14 protein-coding genes are annotated in these 20175 nt (G+C 63.7%); 6 read left to right on the forward strand and 8 right to left on the reverse strand.

The window, feature by feature from the left end:
* Nucleotides 1-144: 144 nt before the first annotated feature.
* The 4 genes from betI to ACZ415_RS11565 all read left to right on the forward strand — a co-directional run bounded on the left by betI (nt 145) and on the right by ACZ415_RS11565 (nt 6722).
* Complete coding sequence (gene betI / locus ACZ415_RS11550; protein WP_344704642.1) at nt 145-771, forward strand: transcriptional regulator BetI; 627 nt, start codon at nt 145-147, stop codon at nt 769-771.
* Entirely contained in the window at nt 764-2233 is a 1470-nt protein-coding gene (betB, locus tag ACZ415_RS11555) for a betaine-aldehyde dehydrogenase (RefSeq protein ID WP_344704640.1), read from the forward strand. Before betI ends, betB begins: the two co-directional genes overlap by 8 nt.
* Nucleotides 2234-2253: 20 nt before the next feature.
* Entirely contained in the window at nt 2254-3939 is a 1686-nt protein-coding gene (gene betA, locus ACZ415_RS11560; RefSeq protein WP_344704638.1) for a choline dehydrogenase, read from the forward strand.
* 323 nt (nt 3940-4262) lie between these two features.
* Complete coding sequence (locus tag ACZ415_RS11565) at nt 4263-6722, forward strand: acyl-CoA dehydrogenase (RefSeq protein WP_344704636.1); 2460 nt, start codon at nt 4263-4265, stop codon at nt 6720-6722.
* Nucleotides 6723-6822: 100 nt separating this feature from the next.
* On the opposite strand, the gene ACZ415_RS11570 is transcribed toward ACZ415_RS11565, so the two are convergent.
* The 3 genes from ACZ415_RS11570 to cobA all read right to left on the reverse strand — a co-directional run bounded on the left by ACZ415_RS11570 (nt 6823) and on the right by cobA (nt 11355).
* A complete protein-coding gene (locus tag ACZ415_RS11570; protein ID WP_344704634.1) occupies nt 6823-8685 on the reverse strand; it encodes an SLC13 family permease in 1863 nt (620 codons plus the stop codon).
* Nucleotides 8686-8806: 121 nt separating this feature from the next.
* The gene (locus ACZ415_RS11575) at nt 8807-10378 is read right to left on the reverse strand and encodes a coiled-coil domain-containing protein (protein ID WP_344704632.1); all 1572 of its coding nucleotides are present in this window, start codon (nt 10376-10378) and stop codon (nt 8807-8809) included.
* A 143-nt stretch (nt 10379-10521) separates the two neighbouring features.
* Nucleotides 10522-11355: a uroporphyrinogen-III C-methyltransferase gene (gene cobA, locus ACZ415_RS11580; RefSeq protein WP_344704630.1), complete on the reverse strand. Its 834-nt coding sequence runs from the start codon at nt 11353-11355 to the stop codon at nt 10522-10524.
* A 275-nt stretch (nt 11356-11630) separates the two neighbouring features.
* Between cobA and ACZ415_RS11585 the strand changes: the two genes are divergently transcribed.
* Complete coding sequence (locus ACZ415_RS11585) at nt 11631-12833, forward strand: amino acid aminotransferase (RefSeq protein ID WP_344704628.1); 1203 nt, start codon at nt 11631-11633, stop codon at nt 12831-12833.
* A gap of 224 nt (nt 12834-13057) precedes the next feature.
* Entirely contained in the window at nt 13058-14578 is a 1521-nt protein-coding gene (locus tag ACZ415_RS11590) for an NCS2 family permease (RefSeq protein ID WP_344704626.1), read from the forward strand.
* A gap of 56 nt (nt 14579-14634) precedes the next feature.
* Here the strand turns inward: ACZ415_RS11590 and ACZ415_RS11595 are convergent, their stop codons facing one another.
* The 5 genes from ACZ415_RS11595 to purF all read right to left on the reverse strand — a co-directional run bounded on the left by ACZ415_RS11595 (nt 14635) and on the right by purF (nt 20149).
* Nucleotides 14635-15894, reverse strand: a complete 1260-nt coding sequence (locus ACZ415_RS11595; protein WP_344704677.1) for an MATE family efflux transporter — start codon at nt 15892-15894, stop codon at nt 14635-14637.
* A 170-nt stretch (nt 15895-16064) separates the two neighbouring features.
* Entirely contained in the window at nt 16065-16661 is a 597-nt protein-coding gene (locus ACZ415_RS11600) for a YceI family protein (RefSeq protein ID WP_344704624.1), read from the reverse strand.
* Between the two features lie 30 nt (nt 16662-16691).
* Nucleotides 16692-17246: a cytochrome b gene (locus ACZ415_RS11605; protein WP_344704622.1), complete on the reverse strand. Its 555-nt coding sequence runs from the start codon at nt 17244-17246 to the stop codon at nt 16692-16694.
* Nucleotides 17247-17363: 117 nt separating this feature from the next.
* On the reverse strand, nt 17364-18608 hold the full coding sequence (locus tag ACZ415_RS11610; protein WP_344704620.1) for an O-succinylhomoserine sulfhydrylase: 1245 nt from the start codon (nt 18606-18608) through the stop codon (nt 17364-17366).
* 20 nt (nt 18609-18628) lie between these two features.
* Entirely contained in the window at nt 18629-20149 is a 1521-nt protein-coding gene (gene purF, locus ACZ415_RS11615) for an amidophosphoribosyltransferase (protein ID WP_344704617.1), read from the reverse strand.
* Nucleotides 20150-20175 lie beyond the last annotated feature (26 nt).

Here is a 20175-nt window from a genome sequence, read left to right on the forward strand (position 1 = left end):
AAGATGTCACGCTACACAGGTAATCACGCCTTCACGCTGGTTTCAAGGGCAACACGCCAGGCCATGATGCAATACGCGCATTGAACAATGGCATAATCGCCCGCTTTATCATGTCTTGTTCAACACGTTTCAGGAGGTACCGCCGTGCCCAAGGTGGGAATAGAGCCAATACGCCGCCGGCAGCTGATCAACGCCACCATGGGCGCCATTGATGAAGCCGGGCTGGCCGACGCCACCATTGTGCGCATCGCACGACGTGCAGGCGTATCAACAGGCATCATCAGCCATTATTTCGGCGGCAAGGACGGCCTTCTGGAAGCCACCATGCGCCAGATCCTCACCGATCTGGGCAATGCCGTCGGCGAGCGCCGGCGCAGACTTGCCGACGATTCGCCCCGGGCCTGCATCGGCGCGGTGATCGAGGGCAACTTCGATCGCACCCAGGTCACCGGGCCCGCTGCCAAGACATGGCTGGCGTTCTGGACGAGCAGCATGCACAAGCCGGCCCTTGCGCGGCTGCAAAACGTCAACGACCGTCGCCTATACGCCAACCTGTGCTTTCACTTTTCGCGGGTGATGCCCCGCGCCCAAGCTCGCGACGCCGCCCGGGGCCTGGCGGCGATGATCGACGGACTGTGGCTGCGCGGTGCACTCACGCCCGACGGGCTCGACGCCGAAAGCGCCCGGCGCCTGGCGTTTGCCTGCCTTGATCAGCTGTTGGCCCAACACGGCGGCACGCCGGCCGCCGCTACAGGAGAAACTCATGGTTAATGCTATTCAGCCGCTCTATATCGACGGCTCCCCCGTTGTTGCGACGTCAGGCGATACGTTCGATGTGACCAACCCCTTTGATGCCAGCCGGCTGGCCACCGTCGGCCAGGCAAGCCGGGAAGACGTGGATACCGCAGTGGCCAGCGCTGCCCGGGGGCAGAAAATCTGGGCGGCCATGACCGGCATGGAGCGCGGCCGAGTGCTCAACCGCGCCGCCGCCATGCTGCGCGAGCAAAACGACGCCCTGGCCGCGCTGGAAACCCGCAACACCGGCAAGCCGCTGAGCGAAACCGCCGCGGTGGACGTGCAGACCGGCGCCGATGCGCTGGAGTATTACGCCGGGCTGGCACCGGCCATCGAGGGCAGCCAGATTCCGCTGCGCGAGACTTCCTTCGTTTATACCCGCCGGGAGCCGCTGGGCGTGATCGGCGCCATCGGCGCGTGGAACTATCCGCTGCAGATCGCCTGCTGGAAAGCCGCCCCGGCGCTGGCCGCGGGCAACGCCGTGGTGTTCAAGCCCAGCGAAGTCACCCCGCTTACCGCGCTGAAGCTGGCTGAAACCCTCACCGCTGCCGGCCTGCCCGACGGCGTGTTCAACGTAGTGCACGGCGACGGCCGCGTGGGCGAAATGCTCACCGGCCACCCCGGCATCGCCAAGATTACCTTCACCGGCGAGGCCGGCACCGGCCGCCAGGTGATGGCCGCGGCCGGCGGCTCCACGCTGAAAGACGTCACCATGGAGCTTGGCGGCAAGTCGCCCATGCTGGTGTTTGCCGACGCCGATCTGGACCGCGCCGCCGACGCGGCGATGATGGCCAACTTCTACTCCAGCGGCCAGGTGTGCACCAACGCCACCCGGGTATTTGTCGAACGTTCGGTGAAGGACGTTTTCGAACACAAGCTGCTGGAGCGCGTGGCGCGCATTCGCGCCGGCGACCCGCTGGACCCCGAGGTCAACTTCGGCCCGCTGGTGAGCTTCGAGCACCAGCAAAAGGTGCTGGACTACATCGCCCTGGGCCGCGAAGAAGGCGCGCGGGTGCTGACCGGCGACGACGCGGCCTTTACGCAGGGCACGTTCGCCAACGGCGCCTGGGCGGCGCCCACCATCTTTACCGACTGCCGCGACGACATGCGCATTGTGCGCGAGGAAATCTTCGGCCCGGTAATGGCGCTGCTCGCCTTTGACGACGAGGCCGAAGCCGTTCGCCGGGCCAACGACACCGACTACGGGCTGGCCGCCGGCGTCTTCAGCGAAAGCCTCAACCGCGCGCACCGCGTCATCCATCAGCTGGAAGCCGGCATCTGCTGGATCAACACCTGGGGCGACTCCCCCGCGGAAATGCCCGTGGGCGGCTACAAGCGCTCCGGCATCGGCCGGGAAAACGGCGTGGAAACCCTGGCCCACTACACTCAGACCAAATCGATCCAGGTCGAAATGGGCCCCTTCGAATCAGCGTTTTAAAACGCCTCAAGGAGACTGCCATGTCCCGGACACGTGAATTCGACTACGTCATCATCGGCGCCGGCTCGGCGGGCAACGTGCTCGCCGCGCGCCTGACCGAAGATCCCGACACCACCGTTTTACTGCTGGAGGCCGGCGGCCCCGACTACCGCCTGGACTTTCGCACCCAGATGCCCGCGGCCCTTGCCTACCCGCTGCAGGGCACGCGCAACAACTGGGCCTTTGAAACCGACCCGGAGCCGCACATGGGCGGCCGGCGCATGGAATGCGGGCGCGGCAAGGGCCTGGGCGGCTCGTCACTGATCAACGGCATGTGCTACATCCGCGGCAACGCCCTGGACTATGACGGCTGGGCGCAGCGCCCGGGGCTTGAAGACTGGGACTATCTGCGCTGTTTGCCCTACTTCAAGAAGGCCGAACGCCGAGACATCGGCGCCAACGACTACCACGGCGGCGACGGCCCCATCGACGTGGCCACGCCCAAGCCGGGCAACAACCCGCTGTACCGCACCTTCATCGACGCCGGGGTGCAGGCCGGCTACGCCGAAACCGACGACGTCAACGGCTACCGCCAGGAAGGCTTTGGCCCCATGGACCGCTTTGTTACGCCCAACGGCCGGCGCGCCTCCACCGCCCGGGGGTATCTCGACACCGCCAGAAAGCGTGACAACCTGACCGTGGAAACCCACGCGCTGACCGACGTCATCGAGTTTGACGGCAAGCGCTCCGTGGGCGTGCGCTACGCGCGCAAGGGCAAGCCGCAAAGCGTGCGCGCCCGGCGCGAGGTGCTGCTGTGCGCCGGCGCCATTGCCTCGCCGCAGATTTTGCAGCGCTCCGGCGTCGGCGATCCGGCCCTGCTTGAACGCTTCGGCATTGCCCCCGTTCAGGCGCTGCCCGGCGTGGGCGAAAACCTCCAGGACCATCTGGAAATGTACCTGCAGTACGAGTGCAAAAAACCGATTTCGCTCTATCCCGCGCTCAAGTGGTACAACCAGCCCAAGATCGGCGCCCAGTGGCTGTTCGGCGGCACCGGCATCGGTGCGAGCAACCAGTTCGAGGCCTGCGCTTTCATCCGCTCAAGCGAAGACGAAGCCTGGCCCAATCTGCAGTATCACTTTCTGCCCATCGCCATCAGCTACAACGGCAAAAGCGCGGTACAGGCCCACGGCTTTCAGGCCCACGTAGGCTCCATGCGCTCGGAAAGCCGCGGCCGGGTGCAGCTCACCTCCACCGACCCAGCGGCCGCGCCCAGCATTTTGTTCAACTACATGGCCACGGAAAAAGACTGGCAGGAGTTTCGCGACGGCATCCGCCTGACGCGCGACATCATCGCCCAGCCGGCGTTCAACGCCTATCGGGGCCGGGAAATCGCCCCGGGTGCAGATGCGCAAACCGATGTCGAGCTGGACGATTTCATCCGCAACAACGCCGAAACCGCCTACCACCCCTGCGGCACCTGCCGCATGGGCGATGACGATATGGCAGTCACCGACGGCCAGGGCCGAGTGCACGGCGTTGACGGCCTGCGCGTGGTGGATGCCTCGCTGTTTCCGGTGATTCCCACCGGCAACCTCAACGCGCCGACCATCATGCTCGCCGAAAAGATCGCCGACCGGATTCGCGGCCGCGAGCCGCTGCCCCGGGCCGAGGTGCCCTACTACGTGGCAGGCCAGCCGGCCGGCGACGACGCGGCCAAGACCGGCTGATGCGATAGCGGCCCGGCGGCAAACGCCGGCAGCCTGCTACCCGCTCTGAAAAAGCGCTGCGGCCCGATCGCAGCGCTTTTTTGTGCCCGTCTGCGCTCAGCTCTACATTGACAGACAGCGCCGGCCTGCCCGATGCGGTGGCTCATAAAATGCCTCACGAAAACGACACGGCGCTTGCACGCTGCGGGCCGTGTCTGCCACTATCCAAACAGGCATCCAAACAACTGTTTGAAACCGGTTGCAACGCTGAGGCACAACCGCCGTAACGTTCGATGCCCCCACACAGACCGGCGTCTCGCTCGGACGCCATCGGGAGAAAACCTATGCTCACCCTGCTGCTGATCGCGCTGGCCGTGGCTGGCCTGCTGATAACAATGCGGCGCGAAGCCGGTGCCGGCGCCGCCCTGCTGGCCACCGGCATCCCCGGCCTTTTGGGCCTTGTCGCGGGCACGCCGGTCATCGGCGTGCTGCTTTTGATCGTCGCGGCGGCCATTGCCGTGGCCGGCCTTCCGGCGCTGCGCCGGCGCTGGCTCACCCCGCGCCTGTTTGCGCTGTTTAAAAAAGTAGCACCCAAGGTGTCGGCGACCGAGCGCACCGCGCTTGAGGCCGGCACCGTCGCCTGGGACGGCGAACTGTTCTCGGGCCGGCCCCAGTGGCACAGGCTGCTGGCCTATAGCGACGCCGGTTTGACCGACGCCGAGCAGGCGTTTCTCGACGTTCAGTGCGCCCGCGCCGCCGGCATGTGCAACGCCTGGGACATCACCCGGGAGCGCGCCGACCTGCCCCGGGCGCTGTGGGACTATCTGAAACAGGAAGGCTTTTTCGGGATGATCATCCCCGAAGCCTACGGCGGTCTGGGCTTTTCCGCCAAGGCGCAGTCCATGGTGCTGCAAAAGCTTGCCGTCAACGAGACGCTGATGGTCACCGTAGGTGTGCCCAACTCCCTGGGCCCGGGCGAGCTTTTGCTCAAATACGGCACCGAAGAGCAGAAAAACCACTACCTGCCCAGGCTTGCCGACGGCCGGGAGATTCCCTGCTTTGGCCTCACCGGCCCGCGGGCGGGCTCGGACGCCACCTCACTGCCGGATACCGGCATCGTCTGCAAACAGACCGTAAACGGCGAAGAAGTGCTGGGCGTGCGCCTGAACTTTGAAAAGCGCTGGATCACGCTTGCCCCCATCGCCACCGTGGTGGGCCTGGCCTTTCGCCTGTTCGACCCGGATCATCTGCTAAGCGAGGAAGCCGACCGCGGCATTACCCTGGCGCTGGTCCCCCGGGATACCGCGGGCATGGAAATCGGCCGGCGCCACGCGCCCATCGGCAGCCCGTTTTTGAACGGCCCGATCAAGGGCCGGGACGTGTTCGTGCCGCTTTCCACCGTCATCGGCGGCGAGGCGATGATCGGCGAAGGCTGGCGCATGCTGGTGGAATGTTTGTCCATCGGCCGCTGCATCACTCTGCCCTCCGGCGCTACCGGCACCGCGCGCTACGCGCTGGGCTGGAGCGGCGGCTTTACCCGCATTCGCCGCCAGTTCAACGTGCCGGTCGCGGATATGGAGGGCGTGCAGGAGCCCCTGGCGCGCATGGCATCGCTTGCCTACATTGCCCGGGCCACGGTCTACCAGACCGCCAACCTCATCGACCACGGCGAAAAGCCCGCCGTGCCCTCGGCGATTTTGAAAAGCCAGCTCACCGAGTTCCAGCGCGTGCTGCTCGGCGATGCCATGGACGTCCACGGCGGCAAGGCGGTCACGCTGGGCCCGCGCAACTATCTCGGCATCGGCTACAGCGCCAACCCGGTGGCGATTACCGTGGAAGGCGCCAACATCATGACCCGCAACCTGATGATCTTCGGCCAGGGGGCGATCCGCTGCCACCCCTACGTGCTTGACGAGCTCGCGGCCAAGGACGCCGACGACGCCTACGCCTTCGACAAGGCGTTTTTCGGCCACGCCGGGCTGATATTCGGCAACGCTGCCCGTGCGTTCACCATGGGGCTTGGGCTGGGCAGGGCCAAGGTGCCCTTCAGCGAGCCGGCGCGCACCTACGCCCGGGATATTTCTCGGCTTTCCGCCGGTTTCGGCCTGTGCGCCGATGCCGCCATGGCAAGCCTGGGCTCGGCGCTAAAAAAGCGCGAAATGCTCTCCGCTCGACTGGGCGATGTGCTTTCCAACCTCTATCTGGCCTCGATGACGCTCAAACACTGGGAAGCCGGGAACAGAGTCGAAGGCGAAGAGGCGCTTTTGCACTACAGCTGTCGCTTTTTGCTCTATCGCGCCGAGCAGGCGCTTGTGGAGATCTTCGATAATCTGCCCAACCGCGCGCTGGGCAAAACGCTAAGGCGGATCGTCATGCCCACTGGCCGGCGCTGGCATACGCCCCACGACGATCTGGCGCGGGATATCGCCAAGCGCGTATCAACCCACTCGGCGCTGCGCACGTATCTTCTGGAAAACACATGGGATAAAAACGACGGTGACCAGCCCAATCCGCTGGCCACGTACAACGCCCTGCTGGCCGACTACGATCGCGCCGAGGCGCTGTACCGCACGCTCAACCGCGCCTACGCCAAGGGTGAGCTTCCCGAGACTGCGCTGCACCCCGAGCAGCGGGTCGAAGCCGGGCACAAAAAAGGCCTGATCAGCGACGAGGACGCGCAGTTCATGCGCGGCTTTGAAGCCGAAGTGCTGGAGCTTCTCACCGTGGACGACTTCGCCTTTGACGCGCTGGCCAGCAACAAAGACGAGGTGATTGACCACCTCGGCCAAGCGCCCTCTGCCTGAGCGTTCAACGTTTTACCCGCCAACCCGCCAACCCGCATCGCCCCGGCCCGCCGGGGCGATGCGTTTTTGTGGCAGGTTGCAAGGGCGCAGGCGACGGGGGCTAAAGCGGCCAGCGCCACAAAATCACAGGAATGGCCACGGCCATGACGATAAGCGAAAGCGGCAGGCCCAGCTTCCAGTAGTCGCCAAAGCGGTAGCCTCCGGGGCCCAGCACCAGCGTGTTGGACTGATGCCCGATGGGCGTTAAAAAAGCGCAGGAGGCGCTCACCGCAATCACCATCAAAAACGGGTCCAGCGAGACGTTCAACCCGTTTGCCAGGCTGGCCCCGATGGGCGCCATCAAAACCGCCGCTGCGGCGTTGTTGACCACGTTGGACAACAGCATCGAAACGACGAACAGCCCGACCAGCGTCACCACTGCCGGCCACTGGCTCCCCGCCTGAAGCATACTTTCGGCAATCAGCTCAGCACCGCCGCTGCTGTCCAGCGCCTTGCCCACCGGCAGCATCGCGCCCAGCAGCACAATCACCGGGCCGTCAAGCGCCTGATAGCCTTCGCGCAGGGTAAGCACCCCCGCCAGCAGCGTGACCACCGCCGCTGCGCTAAGCGCGACCGCGGCCGGCAGCCAATCCAGCAGCATGGCGATAATCGCCAGGCCGAATACGCCAAGCGAGAGCGCCATCTTGCGCGGCTTGCCAAACGTCAGCTCGCGGTTTGCCAGCGGCAAACAGCCCAGGGTAGCAAGACTTTCATGCATCTCGCTTTCGCTGCCCTGAAGCAGCAGCACATCCCCGGCCTGAAAGCGGATATCACGCAGGCGCTGCTTTAGCCGGGTGCCGTCCCGGGCCACGGCAACCAGGTGCAGCCCGAACTGATGCTGCAGCCGCAGCTGGCGCACGCTGCGATGGATCATCATTGAATCGTTGCGCACCACCGCTTCCACCAGCTGCAGCCCTTCTGTGTCCACTGCGCGGGAGCGGCCGTCACTTTTATCGGCATCGGCACGCGCATCCTGGTGGGCCTGCGGCTTCGAGTCCTTGCCGGTATCGTCGGGCTCACGAACCACGCTCAGGCCGAGCTTGTCTTCGAGCTGCTTGAGCTCATCGGTATTGGCTTCCAGCAGCAAAATATCGCCGGTTTCAAGCGCGCCGTAAAACGCATAGCCGGCGCGGCGCTTGTCATCGCGCACCACGGCCAGCACCGGAACCGCCTCGTCGATCTCCTCGCGCAGCTGCTGCAGCGTCAGGCCGTTGGCCCCGGCGTCTTCGCCGACTTTCAGCTCGACCAGATAGCTTGCGGTATCAAACATGTCGCTATTGGCAGCCTGCCCGGCACGCCGGGGCGTTAAACGCCAGCCCACCAGCACGATAAACCCCATCCCGGCCAGCGCCACTGCCGCCCCGACCGGAAAAAAGCTGAAAAGGCCGAAATTCTCACCGGTAATGTTGCCGCGAAAACTGGCAATAATGATATTGGGCGGCGTGCCGATCAGCGTAGTCAGCCCGCCCAGCAGCGAGCCAAACGCCAGCGGCATCAACAAAAGCGACGACGAGGTATCGTGTTCGCGTGCCAGGCGCAGCGCCACCGGCAGCAAAAGCGCCAGCGCGCCGACGTTGTTCATGACCCCGGAAAGTACCACCACGGTTCCCACCAATACCGTTAGCTGCAGCGTCAGCCGCTCACCGGCTTTGAGCACCTGCTCGGCGATCAGATCCACCACGCCGGCCCGCTCGAAGCCGCGGCTTAGCACCAGCACCGCCGCCACGGTAATCACCGCTGGATGACCAAAACCGGCAAACGCGTCGGCGGCGGGCACCAGCCCCAGCACCACCGAGGCCAAAAGCGCGCAGAGGGCGACCAGATCGTAGCGCACGCGCCCCCACATAAAGGCGACAAGCGTTACCCCCAGAACCACAAACGCCACAGTGCTAGGCGCTATGCCAACGGGCAGCGTGTCCAACATTCCGGTCTCCTGTCAGGACGGAAAGGCGTTATGAAAGCAGCCCGCGATACGCGCGGGCAATAAAAACGGGTACCTGCAAGAATACAGGTACCCGTCGAGGCGTCATGCTATGGCCGTCAGGCTATGCGTTGCCGGCCTTGCCCTGGGGCTCGGCTTTTTTATCCTTGCCGCTTTGGTTCTTGCCGTTTTGCGCGCCGGCTTCGCCACCTTTCTGCTTAGGCGCGGGGTCAACGTTTGCGTCTTGGCCCGGCTTACCGGCGCCGCGCTGGCTATCGGACGATTGCCGGTCTGACATGTGTTGCCCGGCTTTTTTACCTTCGGGTTTTTTGCCTTCGCCCTTCTTGTCTTCAGCCTTCTTGCCTTCAGCCTTCTTGCCTTCGGCCTTTTTACCTTCGCCTTTTTTGCCTTCGCCCTTAGCGCCTTTTTGTCCGGCGCTTTGCGGCTTGGCGCTGTCCTGGGTCAGCTGCTGTTCCAGCGAGCCAAGCTCGGTGCGCCACTGGTCAAGCTGGCTCTGCAGGCTTTCCAGCTGCCCCTGGCGCCGGCTGATACCGCTATTGACCTTGTCTAACGTGCCGCTGCCGGCAGTCAGTTCGCGGGTCAGCTCACCGAGCTTGCTGCGCGTTTGCTCAAGCTCTTGCGCCTGCGCGCCGCGTTTATCTTCCAGCGCGGCGGCTTTATCCCGCAGCGCTTTAATATCGTCGCGCAGCGCGTTACGCGTTTGGCTCAGCTCGTCACGCTCGCGGGTAACGCGGGTGATCTGCTGGCGCACGCCGTCCAGCTCATCTTCTGCGCTGTCGATATCCTGCTTAAGCGCTTGCAGGCGCTCTTCGGCCGCCTGGCGCTGCTCTACCGCCTGCTGGCGCTCGTTTTCTGCCTGCTGGCGGGCCTGCTCCGCCTTTTGCCGCGCGTCTTCCGCGCTTTGGCGGGCTGCTTCGGCTTCCTTGCGCGCCGCTACCGCTTCGTTTTGCGCGGTCTTGATCTGCTCTTCCTGTTCGGCAAGCTCGGCAAGCTCCTGCTCGGTATCGCGCACCTTCTGGTTGAGCGTCTCAAGCTTTTGCTGCTGGGCCTCACGCTCGTCTTGCTGGCTTGCCAGCGCCGCTTCGGCGTCTTCGATCTTGCCGCGCGTCTCGTCCAGGGTGGCCTGGGCGCTGTCCTGCTGCGCTTTAAGCGAGGCAATCTGCTCTTCCAGCCGGGCTATATTCTGCTCGGCTTGTTGCTTTTCGGAGAGCTGATCGTTGAGCTGGCTGTTTTTCTGCTCGATATCGGAGAGCCGGTCGTTAAGCTGGCTGTTTTTCTGCTCGACATCGGAAAGCTGGTCGTCGAGCTGGCGGTTTTCCTGCTGGGCATCGGCCAGCTGGCCTTCCAGATTTTCGATGCGCTCACCGCGAGAGCCGGCGCTGGACTGGGCGATAATCGCCCATACCACGGCAATGGCGGCCAAACCGGCAATCGCCTTGACGCGGTTGTCTTTCATCAGCGAGCCCGCCGCAGGCGCAGCCGGCGACGCTGGCGTGCGCGCCTGAGACGCGCCGCTGTCGGCGGCCGCGCCGGACTGGCTGCTCTGGCCATCGGCCGACGGCTGCTGCGTATCCTGCGTCTCGCCTTTGGCATCGGGCTTGCTTTCTGCCGGGTCCGAATCTTTCGCGTGATCGTCTTGTGAGCGCTGATCTTCTGGACGATGATCATCTGCCATAGTGGACTCCCCTTTGCATTGACGCGGTCAATAAAACGTGATGAATGAGACGATACAGTAAGACTGCGCATACCGCCCGCTTGAACGGCCGCCCCTTACCAGCATACACACCGAGTCGCGTCTGGCTACCCGCAGCGCCGTTGCTAGGTCACACCGCGCGCCGGCGCGGGCCGATCCTCGTCGATAAAGCTGTAGGCACGGCCACCGGGCGCATTAAACCAGGCAAGCGAGCGATGAAGCTTGACCACCTCGCCGATGAGCAAAAGCGTCGGCGATTGGATCGCATCGGCCCGGTCGCATTCAGGCAGGGCCCCAAGGGTGCCAATATGCACGGTCTGGTCTCGCGTGGTGCCCTGGGAGACCAGCGCCAGCGGCGTATCCGGGGCCAGACCGTGCTCGATGAGCCCCGCGCTGATCGCCGCCAGGCTGGTCAGGCCCATATAAAACACAAGCGTTTGCCCCGGCCGCGCAAGCGAGGCCCAGTCAAGCTCGCAGCGCCCGCTTTTCAGATGCCCGGTGACCAGCCGCACCGACTGGGCATAGTCGCGGTGCGTCAAAGGGATACCGGCATAGCTTGAGCAGCCCGAGGCGGCGGTAATGCCGGGGATGACTTCCACCGAAATCCCCTGCTCGACCAGCGTTTCCAGCTCCTCGCCGCCGCGGCCGAAAATAAACGGATCCCCGCCTTTAAGCCGCACTACGGCGTACCCTTTAAGCGCCCAGTCCGCCAGCGCCTGGCTAATATCTTCTTGCGCTACGCTATGGTGGGAGCGCACTTTACCCACGTACCGTCTGTGCACGCCGGCCGGAATAATCGCCAGCACTTCCTGGCTGATCAGGCGATCGTGAAGCACGATATCGGCGTTTTGCAGACGCTGATAGGCTTTCAGCGTCAGCAGCTCCGGGTCGCCGGGGCCGGCACCGACCAGGCTGACGCTGCCGGACGGCTGGCGAGAAATTTGATCCAACAAAGCCACTAAACACCTCGACAAGAGTCTACAACCGGGGAAATTCCAAAGAGAACAAAAGCAAGATAGCGAACTTTACGCCGTCTCAGAAGCAATCCATCACAAAAACACAAGATTGAAAAAAATCGCGATGCGATCGATAAAACATGGACAGTGGCAGAGTATCCGCCACGATGGCATGATGATGGACCCATGGGGCCGGCGCTTTGGCGTTATCGGCAAGCGTTTTGTCAACGCCAAAGCCGCTTCATTACCACACCGCCAGCAACGAGGTAGTTCTATCCATGTTCGAGCATATTGAGCGAGTCCCCGGCGATGCCATTCTCGGGCTGATTGAGGCCTTTAAAAAAGACACCAATCCGCAAAAAGTTGATCTCGGCGTCGGCGTGTATCGCGATGCCGCCGGCAATACGCCGGTCATGCGGGCGGTGAAAGATGCCGAAGCTCGCCTGCTCAACAATGAAACCACCAAAGCCTACATCGGCTCTCACGGCGCGCCGGCCTACGCCGATGCGGTGCTGCCGCTGGTGCTGGGCGCCGACTCTCCGGTGCTGGAAGCCGATCGCGCCAGCGCTACCCAGTCTCCCGGCGGTACCGGCGCACTGCGCCTTGCGGCAGACTTCATCGCCAAGGAGCTGCCCGGCAAGGGCATCTGGGTCAGCGATCCGACCTGGCCCAACCACCACGGCATCTTCACCGCGGCCGGCATCACGCTGCACAAGTACCCTTACGTGGACGCCGACAACCGCCTGGACTTCGACGGCATGCTGGCCGCGCTGAAACAGATCCCCGAAGGCGACGTGGTCGTGCTTCACGCCTGCTGCCACAACCCCACGGGCTTTGATCTCTCTGCCGAGCAGTGGCACGCCGTGCTGGAAGTGGTGCGCAAGCGCCGCCTGCTGCCGCTGATCGACTTCGCCTACCAGGGTTTTGGCCAAGGCCTCGACGAAGACGCCTACGGCGTGCGCCTGTTTGCCGAGCAGCTCGACGAAGTGCTCATCACCAGCTCCTGCTCGAAGAACTTCGGCATCTACAACGAGCGTACCGGCTGCTTGATCGCCGTGGCCAAGGACGCCGAGCAGAAGGACAACGTGCGCTCGCAGTTTGCCATTGTCGCCCGGGAGAACTATTCCAACCCGCCGGCCCACGGCAGCTCGATTGTGGGGGAAATTCTCCACGATCCGGAACTTGCCGCCACCTGGCGCGAGGAGCTCACCGAGATGCGCGACCGGGTCAACGGCCTGCGTCAGGACTTCGTCAAGGCGCTGGAACCTTACGGCCTGGCCGACAAGTACGCCTGCGTGGGCGAGCAGCGCGGCATGTTCTCCTACACCGGCCTGACGCCGGATCAGGTAGACCGCCTGCGCGACGAGTTCGGCATTTACATGGTGCGCTCGGGTCGGGCCAACGTGGCCGGTTTCTCCCGGGAAAACCTGCCCTACATCGCCCGCGCCATTGCCGTGGTCAACGGCGTCAAGGTCGACTGATGCTGCATTGATTCGGCGCCGCGATTGCGCGCCGCCTCTACACGCCCGGCCGTGCCCTGCACGGCCGGGCGTTTTACTGCAAAGCTCGCCGCCAGCGTGTACAATCCGCGCCTTCGCCGCCAGAGCCTGGGGCGCCCGTGCGGCGTCTCACGCTTGCGCAGCGCTTGACCGTTCAGTCAGCAATACGCTGCGCCTCCCACTCAAGCGCAACCAAGAGGCTTACCATGGCGGCCGACCACTCTCACGACGCTTCTCTTTCTACCCACCCTCGCATCCGCTATCCCTGGTACAAAAAAGAAGATACCGACGCGTTTTTTGCGCTGTTTCAAAACAACATTGCCAATTTCGTCATTATTGCCATCTCCATGCTGGGCATGGGCTTTCCGGCGTCTATCGTCTACGGTCAGGTGCTGCCCGGTGCTGCCATGGCGGTCATGGTGGGCAATTTCTACTACGCTTTTACCGCCGCGCGGCTGGCCCGGCGCGAAAACCGCAGCGACGTCACCGCGCTGTCCTACGGCATTTCCACCCCGGTCATGTTTGTATTTTTGTTCGGCGTGCTGCTGCCGGCCAAACAGCTCACCGGCGACGCTGAGCTTGCCTGGAAAGTCGCCGTGGCGGCGTGCTTTATCAGCGGCGGCATCGAAGCGGCCATCAGCCTGGTGGGCCGCTGGGTGCAGTATCACCTGCCCCGGGCCGCCATGCTGGGGGCCGTGGCCGGGGTGGCGCTGACGTTTATCGCCGGCGAGATGCTGTTCAAAACTCTGGAAATTCCGCTTGTCGGACTGGTGGTGCTGGCACTGATCATCGTGGGGCTAATCGCCCGGGTCAGCATGCCGCTGCGCATTCCCACCTCGCTGTTTGCGATTATTCTGGGCACGCTGCTGGCCTACCTGATCGGCGAAGCCGACGGCAACACGTTCAGCGATGCCTTCACGCACCTGGGGTTTTATCCGCTGCTGCCCAACGCGGCGTGGTTTGAAGGGCTGGGGCTTTTGTTTACCGGAATGCTGGCCGTTCTCACCGTGGTGCTGCCCATCACGCTGTATAACGCCATTGAAACCATGAACAACGTCGAGGCCATGGAAGCCGCCGGCGACAAGTACGACGTGCGCGAGTGCCAGGCCGTGGACGGCGCCGGTACGATGATCGGCGCGCTGTTTGGCGGGGTGTTCCCGACCACGGTATACATCGCCACCGTCGGTGCCAAATGGATGGGGGCCGGACGCGGCTACAGCCTGCTCAACGGCGCGGTATATGCGCTGGCCACCATGTTCGGCCTGATCGCCGCGCTGGCGGCGATTATCCCGGTCTCGGTGGTCGCACCGATTCTTGTGTTTGTGGGGGTGTCCATGATCGCCACGGCGTTTCAGTCCAACGATACCCGCTACTATCCGGCCGTGGCCCTTGCCATGCTGCCCTACTTTGCCAACTACCTGATGACGCGGTTTAACCGCGACGCCGGCGAGGTGGTCAGCGGTATTTCCAGCTCGATTGAAGCGATGGGCCAGGGGGCCATGTTCATGGCGATTTTCCTCGGGGCGATAACGGTATCGGTCATTGATCATCAGTTCCGCCGGGCTGCGGCTTTTGCCGTACTGGCCGCCGGCTTTGCCTTTGTCGGGCTGATGCACGCGTCGAAAATGGCCTTCAACGCCGCGCCGGACTTTGTCATCGGCTATCTGGCCATGGCGGTGTTGTTTATCTACTTTGCGTTCCAAAAGCGCCGCAGCAGCGAGATGTAACCCCTGCTGGCCGTCAAAGACTCATAGCCTGCCGGAGGGCTGCCCCAGCGGCAGGGCTATGCCTTGATCATTCGCCGCAGCAGCTGCCAGGCCACAAAGCCCGCCAACAGGTTGCCCAAAGCCGCCCCCGCGGCGAGCCCTGCCCAGCCGCCAAGCTGCATACCTGCCCACAGACAGGGCAGGTAGCACACAAACAGCCGTACCCCCGACATGGCCATGGACCACAGCGGAAAGCCCAGCGCGTTGCCCGCCGACACCACCAGCATGCACACTCCCAAAGCGGCGTAGCTGGGCAGCAAAAAGCGGATCAGCAGCGTAAGCTCTTGCTGCACCGCGGGCTGGCCGGCCAGCACCGTGGCGACCCAGTGCCCGGCCAGCGCCATGATGCCCCCAAGCGCCAGCTGCCAGACCACCGCAACCGTTAGCGCCAGCCGCATCAGCCGGCGTATCTGGGGCCAGTCGCCGGCCCCGTAGCAGCGCCCGAGCCACGGCGGCAGCGACATGGTCAACGCCAGAATCGCCATCAGCGAAAGCGTCTCCAGACGGCTGGCAAGCCCCCAGGCAGCCACGAAGGTTTCACCCAGCGAGGCCACCACGGCCACCGCCAGCATGGCAGAAAGCGGCGGCATGAGCTGGCTGATCATCGCTGGGCCGGCAATACCGGCAAAGGGCCTGAACGATTGTCGAGCCTCGGCGCCAAGCCCCCGGCGGGTCAGCCACTGGCGGCGGGTCAGCCGATGCAGGGTAATGCCCAACCCCGCGGCAAAGGCGATGACGCTGGCCCAGGCCGCACCGGGCAGGCCCAGCCCGCCAACGGGGCCAACGCCAAAAATCAGCACTGGATCAAGCGCCAGGTTAATCAGGCTGGTCACCAGCATCATGTTGCCGGGCAGGCGCGTGTTGCCGTGAGCGCGAAAAACGCTGTAGGCAAAGTACGCCAGCGCGCCAAGCCAGCCGGCCAGCAGCTGCACCGGCCAGTAGCGGGCAATATAGCCAAGCGCGGCATCGTCTGCGCCCATGGCAATAAACACCGGCCGCTGGCCTAGCCAAAGTCCCAGCGCCAGCGCGCCGATCATCGCACTGCCTGCCATCAGCACCAGCGTACTCAGCCGCCGGGCACGCGCGTGCTGCAGCGCGCCCAGCGCCCGAGAAATCAGCGCGGCGATGGCAATGCCGATACCCACCTGAAAGCCGATCAGTAAAAACGACAGCGGAAAGGTAAACGACTGGGCCGCCAAGGGCCCGGTACCCAGCCGGGCAATAAAGGCGCTGTCCACCAGCTGAAAGCCCAGAAGCGAGAAAACGCCGATCGCCATAGGCCAGGTTTGCTGCCATAGCTGCCGGCCCAGCGATGCGGATGCCGGCGGCACGGTTGTCTGCGGTGCTGCTGCCAAGGGGGGCTCCTGTGTAAAAAACCGCTTTTTGAACGCAAAACGCCACCGCCTCGGCCAGGCCAAGGCGGTGGCGTTTCGGGTATCAGGCCGGGTTACTGACGAATGCCCTCAAAGGTAACGTAAAGCTCCAGCTCTTGCATGGGCTCGGGAAATTTCTGCATATTGATGCCAAAGTCCGAAAGCGTAAGCGTGGTGCTGCCTTCAAAGCCGGCGCGATAGCCGCCCCAGGGGTCTTCGCCTTCGCCCACCAGCGTCACCGGCATGTCGATGGTTTGGGTTTCGCCGTGCAGCGTCAGCTCACCGGTGATGACCCCTTCTCCCTCGCCGGTGGATTCAAAGTCAGTAGAGGAAAACGTTGCCGTGGGGTATTTATCGGCGTTGAGAAAGTCCTCGCCCAGAATATGACGATCGCGCTCGGCGTGGCTGGAGTTAAGGCTTGCCACGTCTACTTCAAACTCAACGGAGGAGGCTTCAGGATTGGCCGAGTCGTAGTCGAACTCGCCGCTGTATTCCTCAAAGCTGCCGAGGATGTAGGAATAGCCCAGGTGGGTGATCTTGAACTGGACAAACGCATGCTGGCCGTCCACGTCCACCTTGTAGGTATCGGCCTGGGCCTGGGTGAACGGCAGCAGTACAGCGGCAACGGCCGCCGCCGTGGCGGTCTTTTTAAGCGTATTGACGGTCGACATTCTGTGTTCTCCTTGCAGAAATGGTCTGTGTTAATCACGTTTTGCGTACTGGGCGCTGATCATGCGCACAAGCGTTTGCCGCTTGTCGATCCAGTGGTGTTTCAGCGATATCAGGCCGTGGCCGGCGGCCAGCACCAGTAGTGCAAGCGCGCTGTACCAGTGAACGGTTCCGGCGATCTCTGCCTGGTTATCGTAGCCGTATAGCGTCGCCGGCAGCTCAAACCAGCCAAAAACGCTCACCCCGCTCCCCTTGGCCGTGGTAATCAGATAGCCGCTGACCAGCGCCACCAGCAGCAAGACATACAGCAGCAGATGGCCGGCGCGCGCCGCTGCGGCCTCAAAGCGGCTGCCGTCTTCCCGAGGTGTCGGATGAAAAAGCCGCCAGACCAGCCGGAAAACGGTCGCCAGCAGCAGCAGCGCACCTACCGAGCGATGAAGCCACGGGCCCTGGTTATACCAGGGGTCGTAGTAGTCCAGCCCGGTCATCCACCAGCCCAGGGCAAACAGGCCAATAACGGCCAGCGCGCTAAGCCAATGCAGCGTAATGCTGACCCACCCCCAGCCGCTACGCGTGTTGCGCCACATATCCACGTTCCTTTTTTAATAGTTCAAGGTGACGTAGCAGCATAACCAACGGGCGACGCTACAGCATTGAAAATACTCGTACGCTGTCGTGCAAAAAATCGTTGCCGGCCCGCGGACTCAGCTGCGCGCCAGCGCGTCCAGCCCTCGCGCCAAATCCGTACGAATATCGGTCAGCGCCTCAAGCCCGACCGACACGCGCAGCAGGCCGGGAACAATGCCCGCGGCCTGTTTCTGCTCGCTGGAAAGCCGCCCGTGGGTGGTGCTCGCCGGGTGGGTAATGGTTGATTTAACATCGCCCAGATTGCCGGTAATCGAGAGCAGCCGCGTGGCGTCGATCACCTGCCAGGCGCCCGGCTGCCCGCCTTTGACGGTAAAACCCAGCACCGCGCCGAAGCCTGCCTGCTGGCGCGATGCCAGCGCATGCTGGGGATGGCTTGCAAGGCCGCTGTAGTAGACCCGCTCCACCGCCGGATGCGCCTCCAGCCATTCGGCCAGCCGGGCGGCGTTGTCGCAGTGGGCGCGCATACGCAGCCCCAGGGTTTCCAGCCCCTTGGTGAAAATCCAGGCGTTGAACGGGCTCAGGCACGGCCCGGCGGTGCGCACCGCGCCGAACACGCCTTCGAGCAGGTCATGGCCGCCGACCACCGCGCCGCCAACCGCCCGGCCCTGGCCGTCAAGGTATTTGGTCGCCGAGTGAATGACCAAATCCGCGCCCAGCGCCAGCGGGCGCTGCAGTGCCGGGGTCAAAAAGCAGTTGTCGATGGCCAGCCACGCCCGGTGGCGATGGGCAATATCGGCAAGCGCGGCGATGTCGGCGACTTCCGACAGCGGATTGGACGGCGTTTCGGCAAACAGCAGCTTCGTCGCCGGCGTGATCGCCGCCTCCCAGGCGTCAAGGTCGGAAAGCTCGACGTAGCGGGTGACGATGCCGAACCTGGCCAGGTACTTGTCCAAAAGGCTCACCGTGGAGCCGAACAGCGAGCGCGAGGCGACGATTTCATCGCCGGCGGACAAAAGCGCAAGCGCGGTACATAAAATGGCCGACATCCCTGAGCTTGTCGCCACGCAGCGCTCGCCGCCTTCCATGGCCGCCAGGCGACGCTCAAAGGTGTTGACCGTAGGGTTGGTAAAGCGCGAATAGATATTGCCCGGCTCTTCGCCGCTGAACTTGCGCGCCGCCTCGGCGGCGCTTTGGTAGACAAAGCTTGAGGTAGGGAAAATCGGCTCGGCGTGTTCCTGCTCAAAGCTGCGCTCGTGGCCTGCGCGAATGGCCAGCGTTTCCCGCGACCACGGCGCCTCGTATGCGCCGTCGTGCGGTGAATGATCGTGCGATGAATCGTCGTGCGATGAATGATCGTGCATACAGGCTCCCGGGTAATCGCTCAGTCGTCCAGATCGTCGTCCTGGTTGTGCATGCCGACCAGCGCGTGGTCCCCGGCGCTTTCGTCCATGGCGGCGTCGCTGCGGCTGGCTTCCAGGGCATTCAGGTAGGCCGCGTCGATGTCGCCGGTCACGTAGTCGCCGTCAAACACCGAGCAGTCAAAGCCTTCAAAATCGGGATTGACCTCGCGGCAGGCGGCCTTGAGGTCGTCCAGGTCCTGATAGAAAATCCGGTCAGCGCCGATCAGCTCGCCCACTTCGGCCTCGCTGCGGCCGTGGGCGATCAGCTCGCTGGCCGCGGGCATGTCGATGCCGTAGACGTTGGGATAGCGCACCGGCGGCGCCGCCGAGGCAAAGTAGACGTTGCGCGCCCCGGCGTCCCGGGCCATCTGGATAATCTGCTGGCAGGTGGTGCCGCGCACGATGGAGTCGTCCACCAGCAGCACGTTTTTGTCCTTGAACTCGATGTCGATGGCGTTGAGCTTTTGACGCACGGATTTCTTGCGCTGGGTCTGCCCCGGCATGATGAAAGTGCGCCCGATATAGCGGTTTTTCATAAAGCCTTCGCGATAGGTCACGCCCAGATGCTGGGCCATTTCCAGCGCTGACGTCCGCGAGGTATCGGGAATGGGGATGACCACGTCGATGTCGTGGTCGGGCCATTCGTTGAGCACGCGATCACCCAGCTTGCGCCCCATGTGCATGCGCGTGCCGTAGACGTAGGCGCCGTCGAGAATCGAGTCCGGCCGCGCAAGATAGACATGCTCAAAGATACACGAACGCAGTCGCGGGCGGTCGGCGCAAATCTGGGTATGCACGCGGCCGTCCATGTCGACAAACACCGCCTCGCCCGGCGCCAGATCACGCGCAAGCTCGAAGCCGCCCACGTCCAGCGCCACGGATTCCGACGCCACCATAACTTCCTGCTTGCCCTCGATTTCCCGAGTGCCGAACACCACCGGACGAATGCCGTTGGGATCGCGAAACGCCACCATGCCCACGCCGTTGATCACAGCAACCGCCGCGTAGCCGCCGTTACAGCGGCGATGCACCCGGCGCACGGCATCAAACACGTCTTCGGGTTCGAGATGAAGCCCCTGCTTGCCAAGCTCATGGGCAAACACGTTAAGCAGCACTTCCGAATCCGAGCTGGTATTGATGTGGCGCAGATCGGTGGAAAAAAGCTCCTGTTTGATCCGATCCGAGTTGGTCAGATTGCCGTTATGCGCCAGCGCAATACCGTAGGGCGAGTTGACGTAGAACGGCTGGGATTCCGCCTCGCTCGACGAGCCGGCCGTTGGATAACGCACATGCCCGATGCCCAGGTTGCCTTTCAGCCGCGCCATATGGCGGGTGTGAAACACATCGCGCACAAGACCGTTGCTTTTGCGCAGAAAAAAGCGTCCTTCGTCCCAGGTCATCATGCCGGCGGCGTCCTGGCCCCGGTGCTGAAGCACGGTCAGGGCGTCGTAGATCGCCTGGTTCACCGCCTGGGTAGCCATAAGGCCAACGATACCGCACATGCTATTTACCTCGCGTTGTCACGACT

The sequence above is a fragment of the Halomonas cibimaris genome, assembly GCF_055379665.1.

Coding starts and splice junctions, on each gene's coding strand:
- betB (WP_344704640.1), top strand. CDS start 764: ATGGTTAATGCTATTCAGCCGCTCTATATCGACGGCTCCCCCGTTGTT.
- betA (WP_344704638.1), top strand. CDS start 2,254: ATGTCCCGGACACGTGAATTCGACTACGTCATCATCGGCGCCGGCTCG.
- ACZ415_RS11565 (WP_344704636.1), top strand. CDS start 4,263: ATGCTCACCCTGCTGCTGATCGCGCTGGCCGTGGCTGGCCTGCTGATA.
- ACZ415_RS11570 (WP_344704634.1), bottom strand. CDS start 8,685: ATGTTGGACACGCTGCCCGTTGGCATAGCGCCTAGCACTGTGGCGTTT.
- ACZ415_RS11575 (WP_344704632.1), bottom strand. CDS start 10,378: ATGGCAGATGATCATCGTCCAGAAGATCAGCGCTCACAAGACGATCAC.
- ACZ415_RS11585 (WP_344704628.1), top strand. CDS start 11,631: ATGTTCGAGCATATTGAGCGAGTCCCCGGCGATGCCATTCTCGGGCTG.
- ACZ415_RS11590 (WP_344704626.1), top strand. CDS start 13,058: ATGGCGGCCGACCACTCTCACGACGCTTCTCTTTCTACCCACCCTCGC.
- ACZ415_RS11595 (WP_344704677.1), bottom strand. CDS start 15,894: ATGGCGATCGGCGTTTTCTCGCTTCTGGGCTTTCAGCTGGTGGACAGC.
- ACZ415_RS11600 (WP_344704624.1), bottom strand. CDS start 16,661: ATGTCGACCGTCAATACGCTTAAAAAGACCGCCACGGCGGCGGCCGTT.
- ACZ415_RS11605 (WP_344704622.1), bottom strand. CDS start 17,246: ATGTGGCGCAACACGCGTAGCGGCTGGGGGTGGGTCAGCATTACGCTG.
- ACZ415_RS11610 (WP_344704620.1), bottom strand. CDS start 18,608: ATGCACGATCATTCATCGCACGACGATTCATCGCACGATCATTCACCG.
- purF (WP_344704617.1), bottom strand. CDS start 20,149: ATGTGCGGTATCGTTGGCCTTATGGCTACCCAGGCGGTGAACCAGGCG.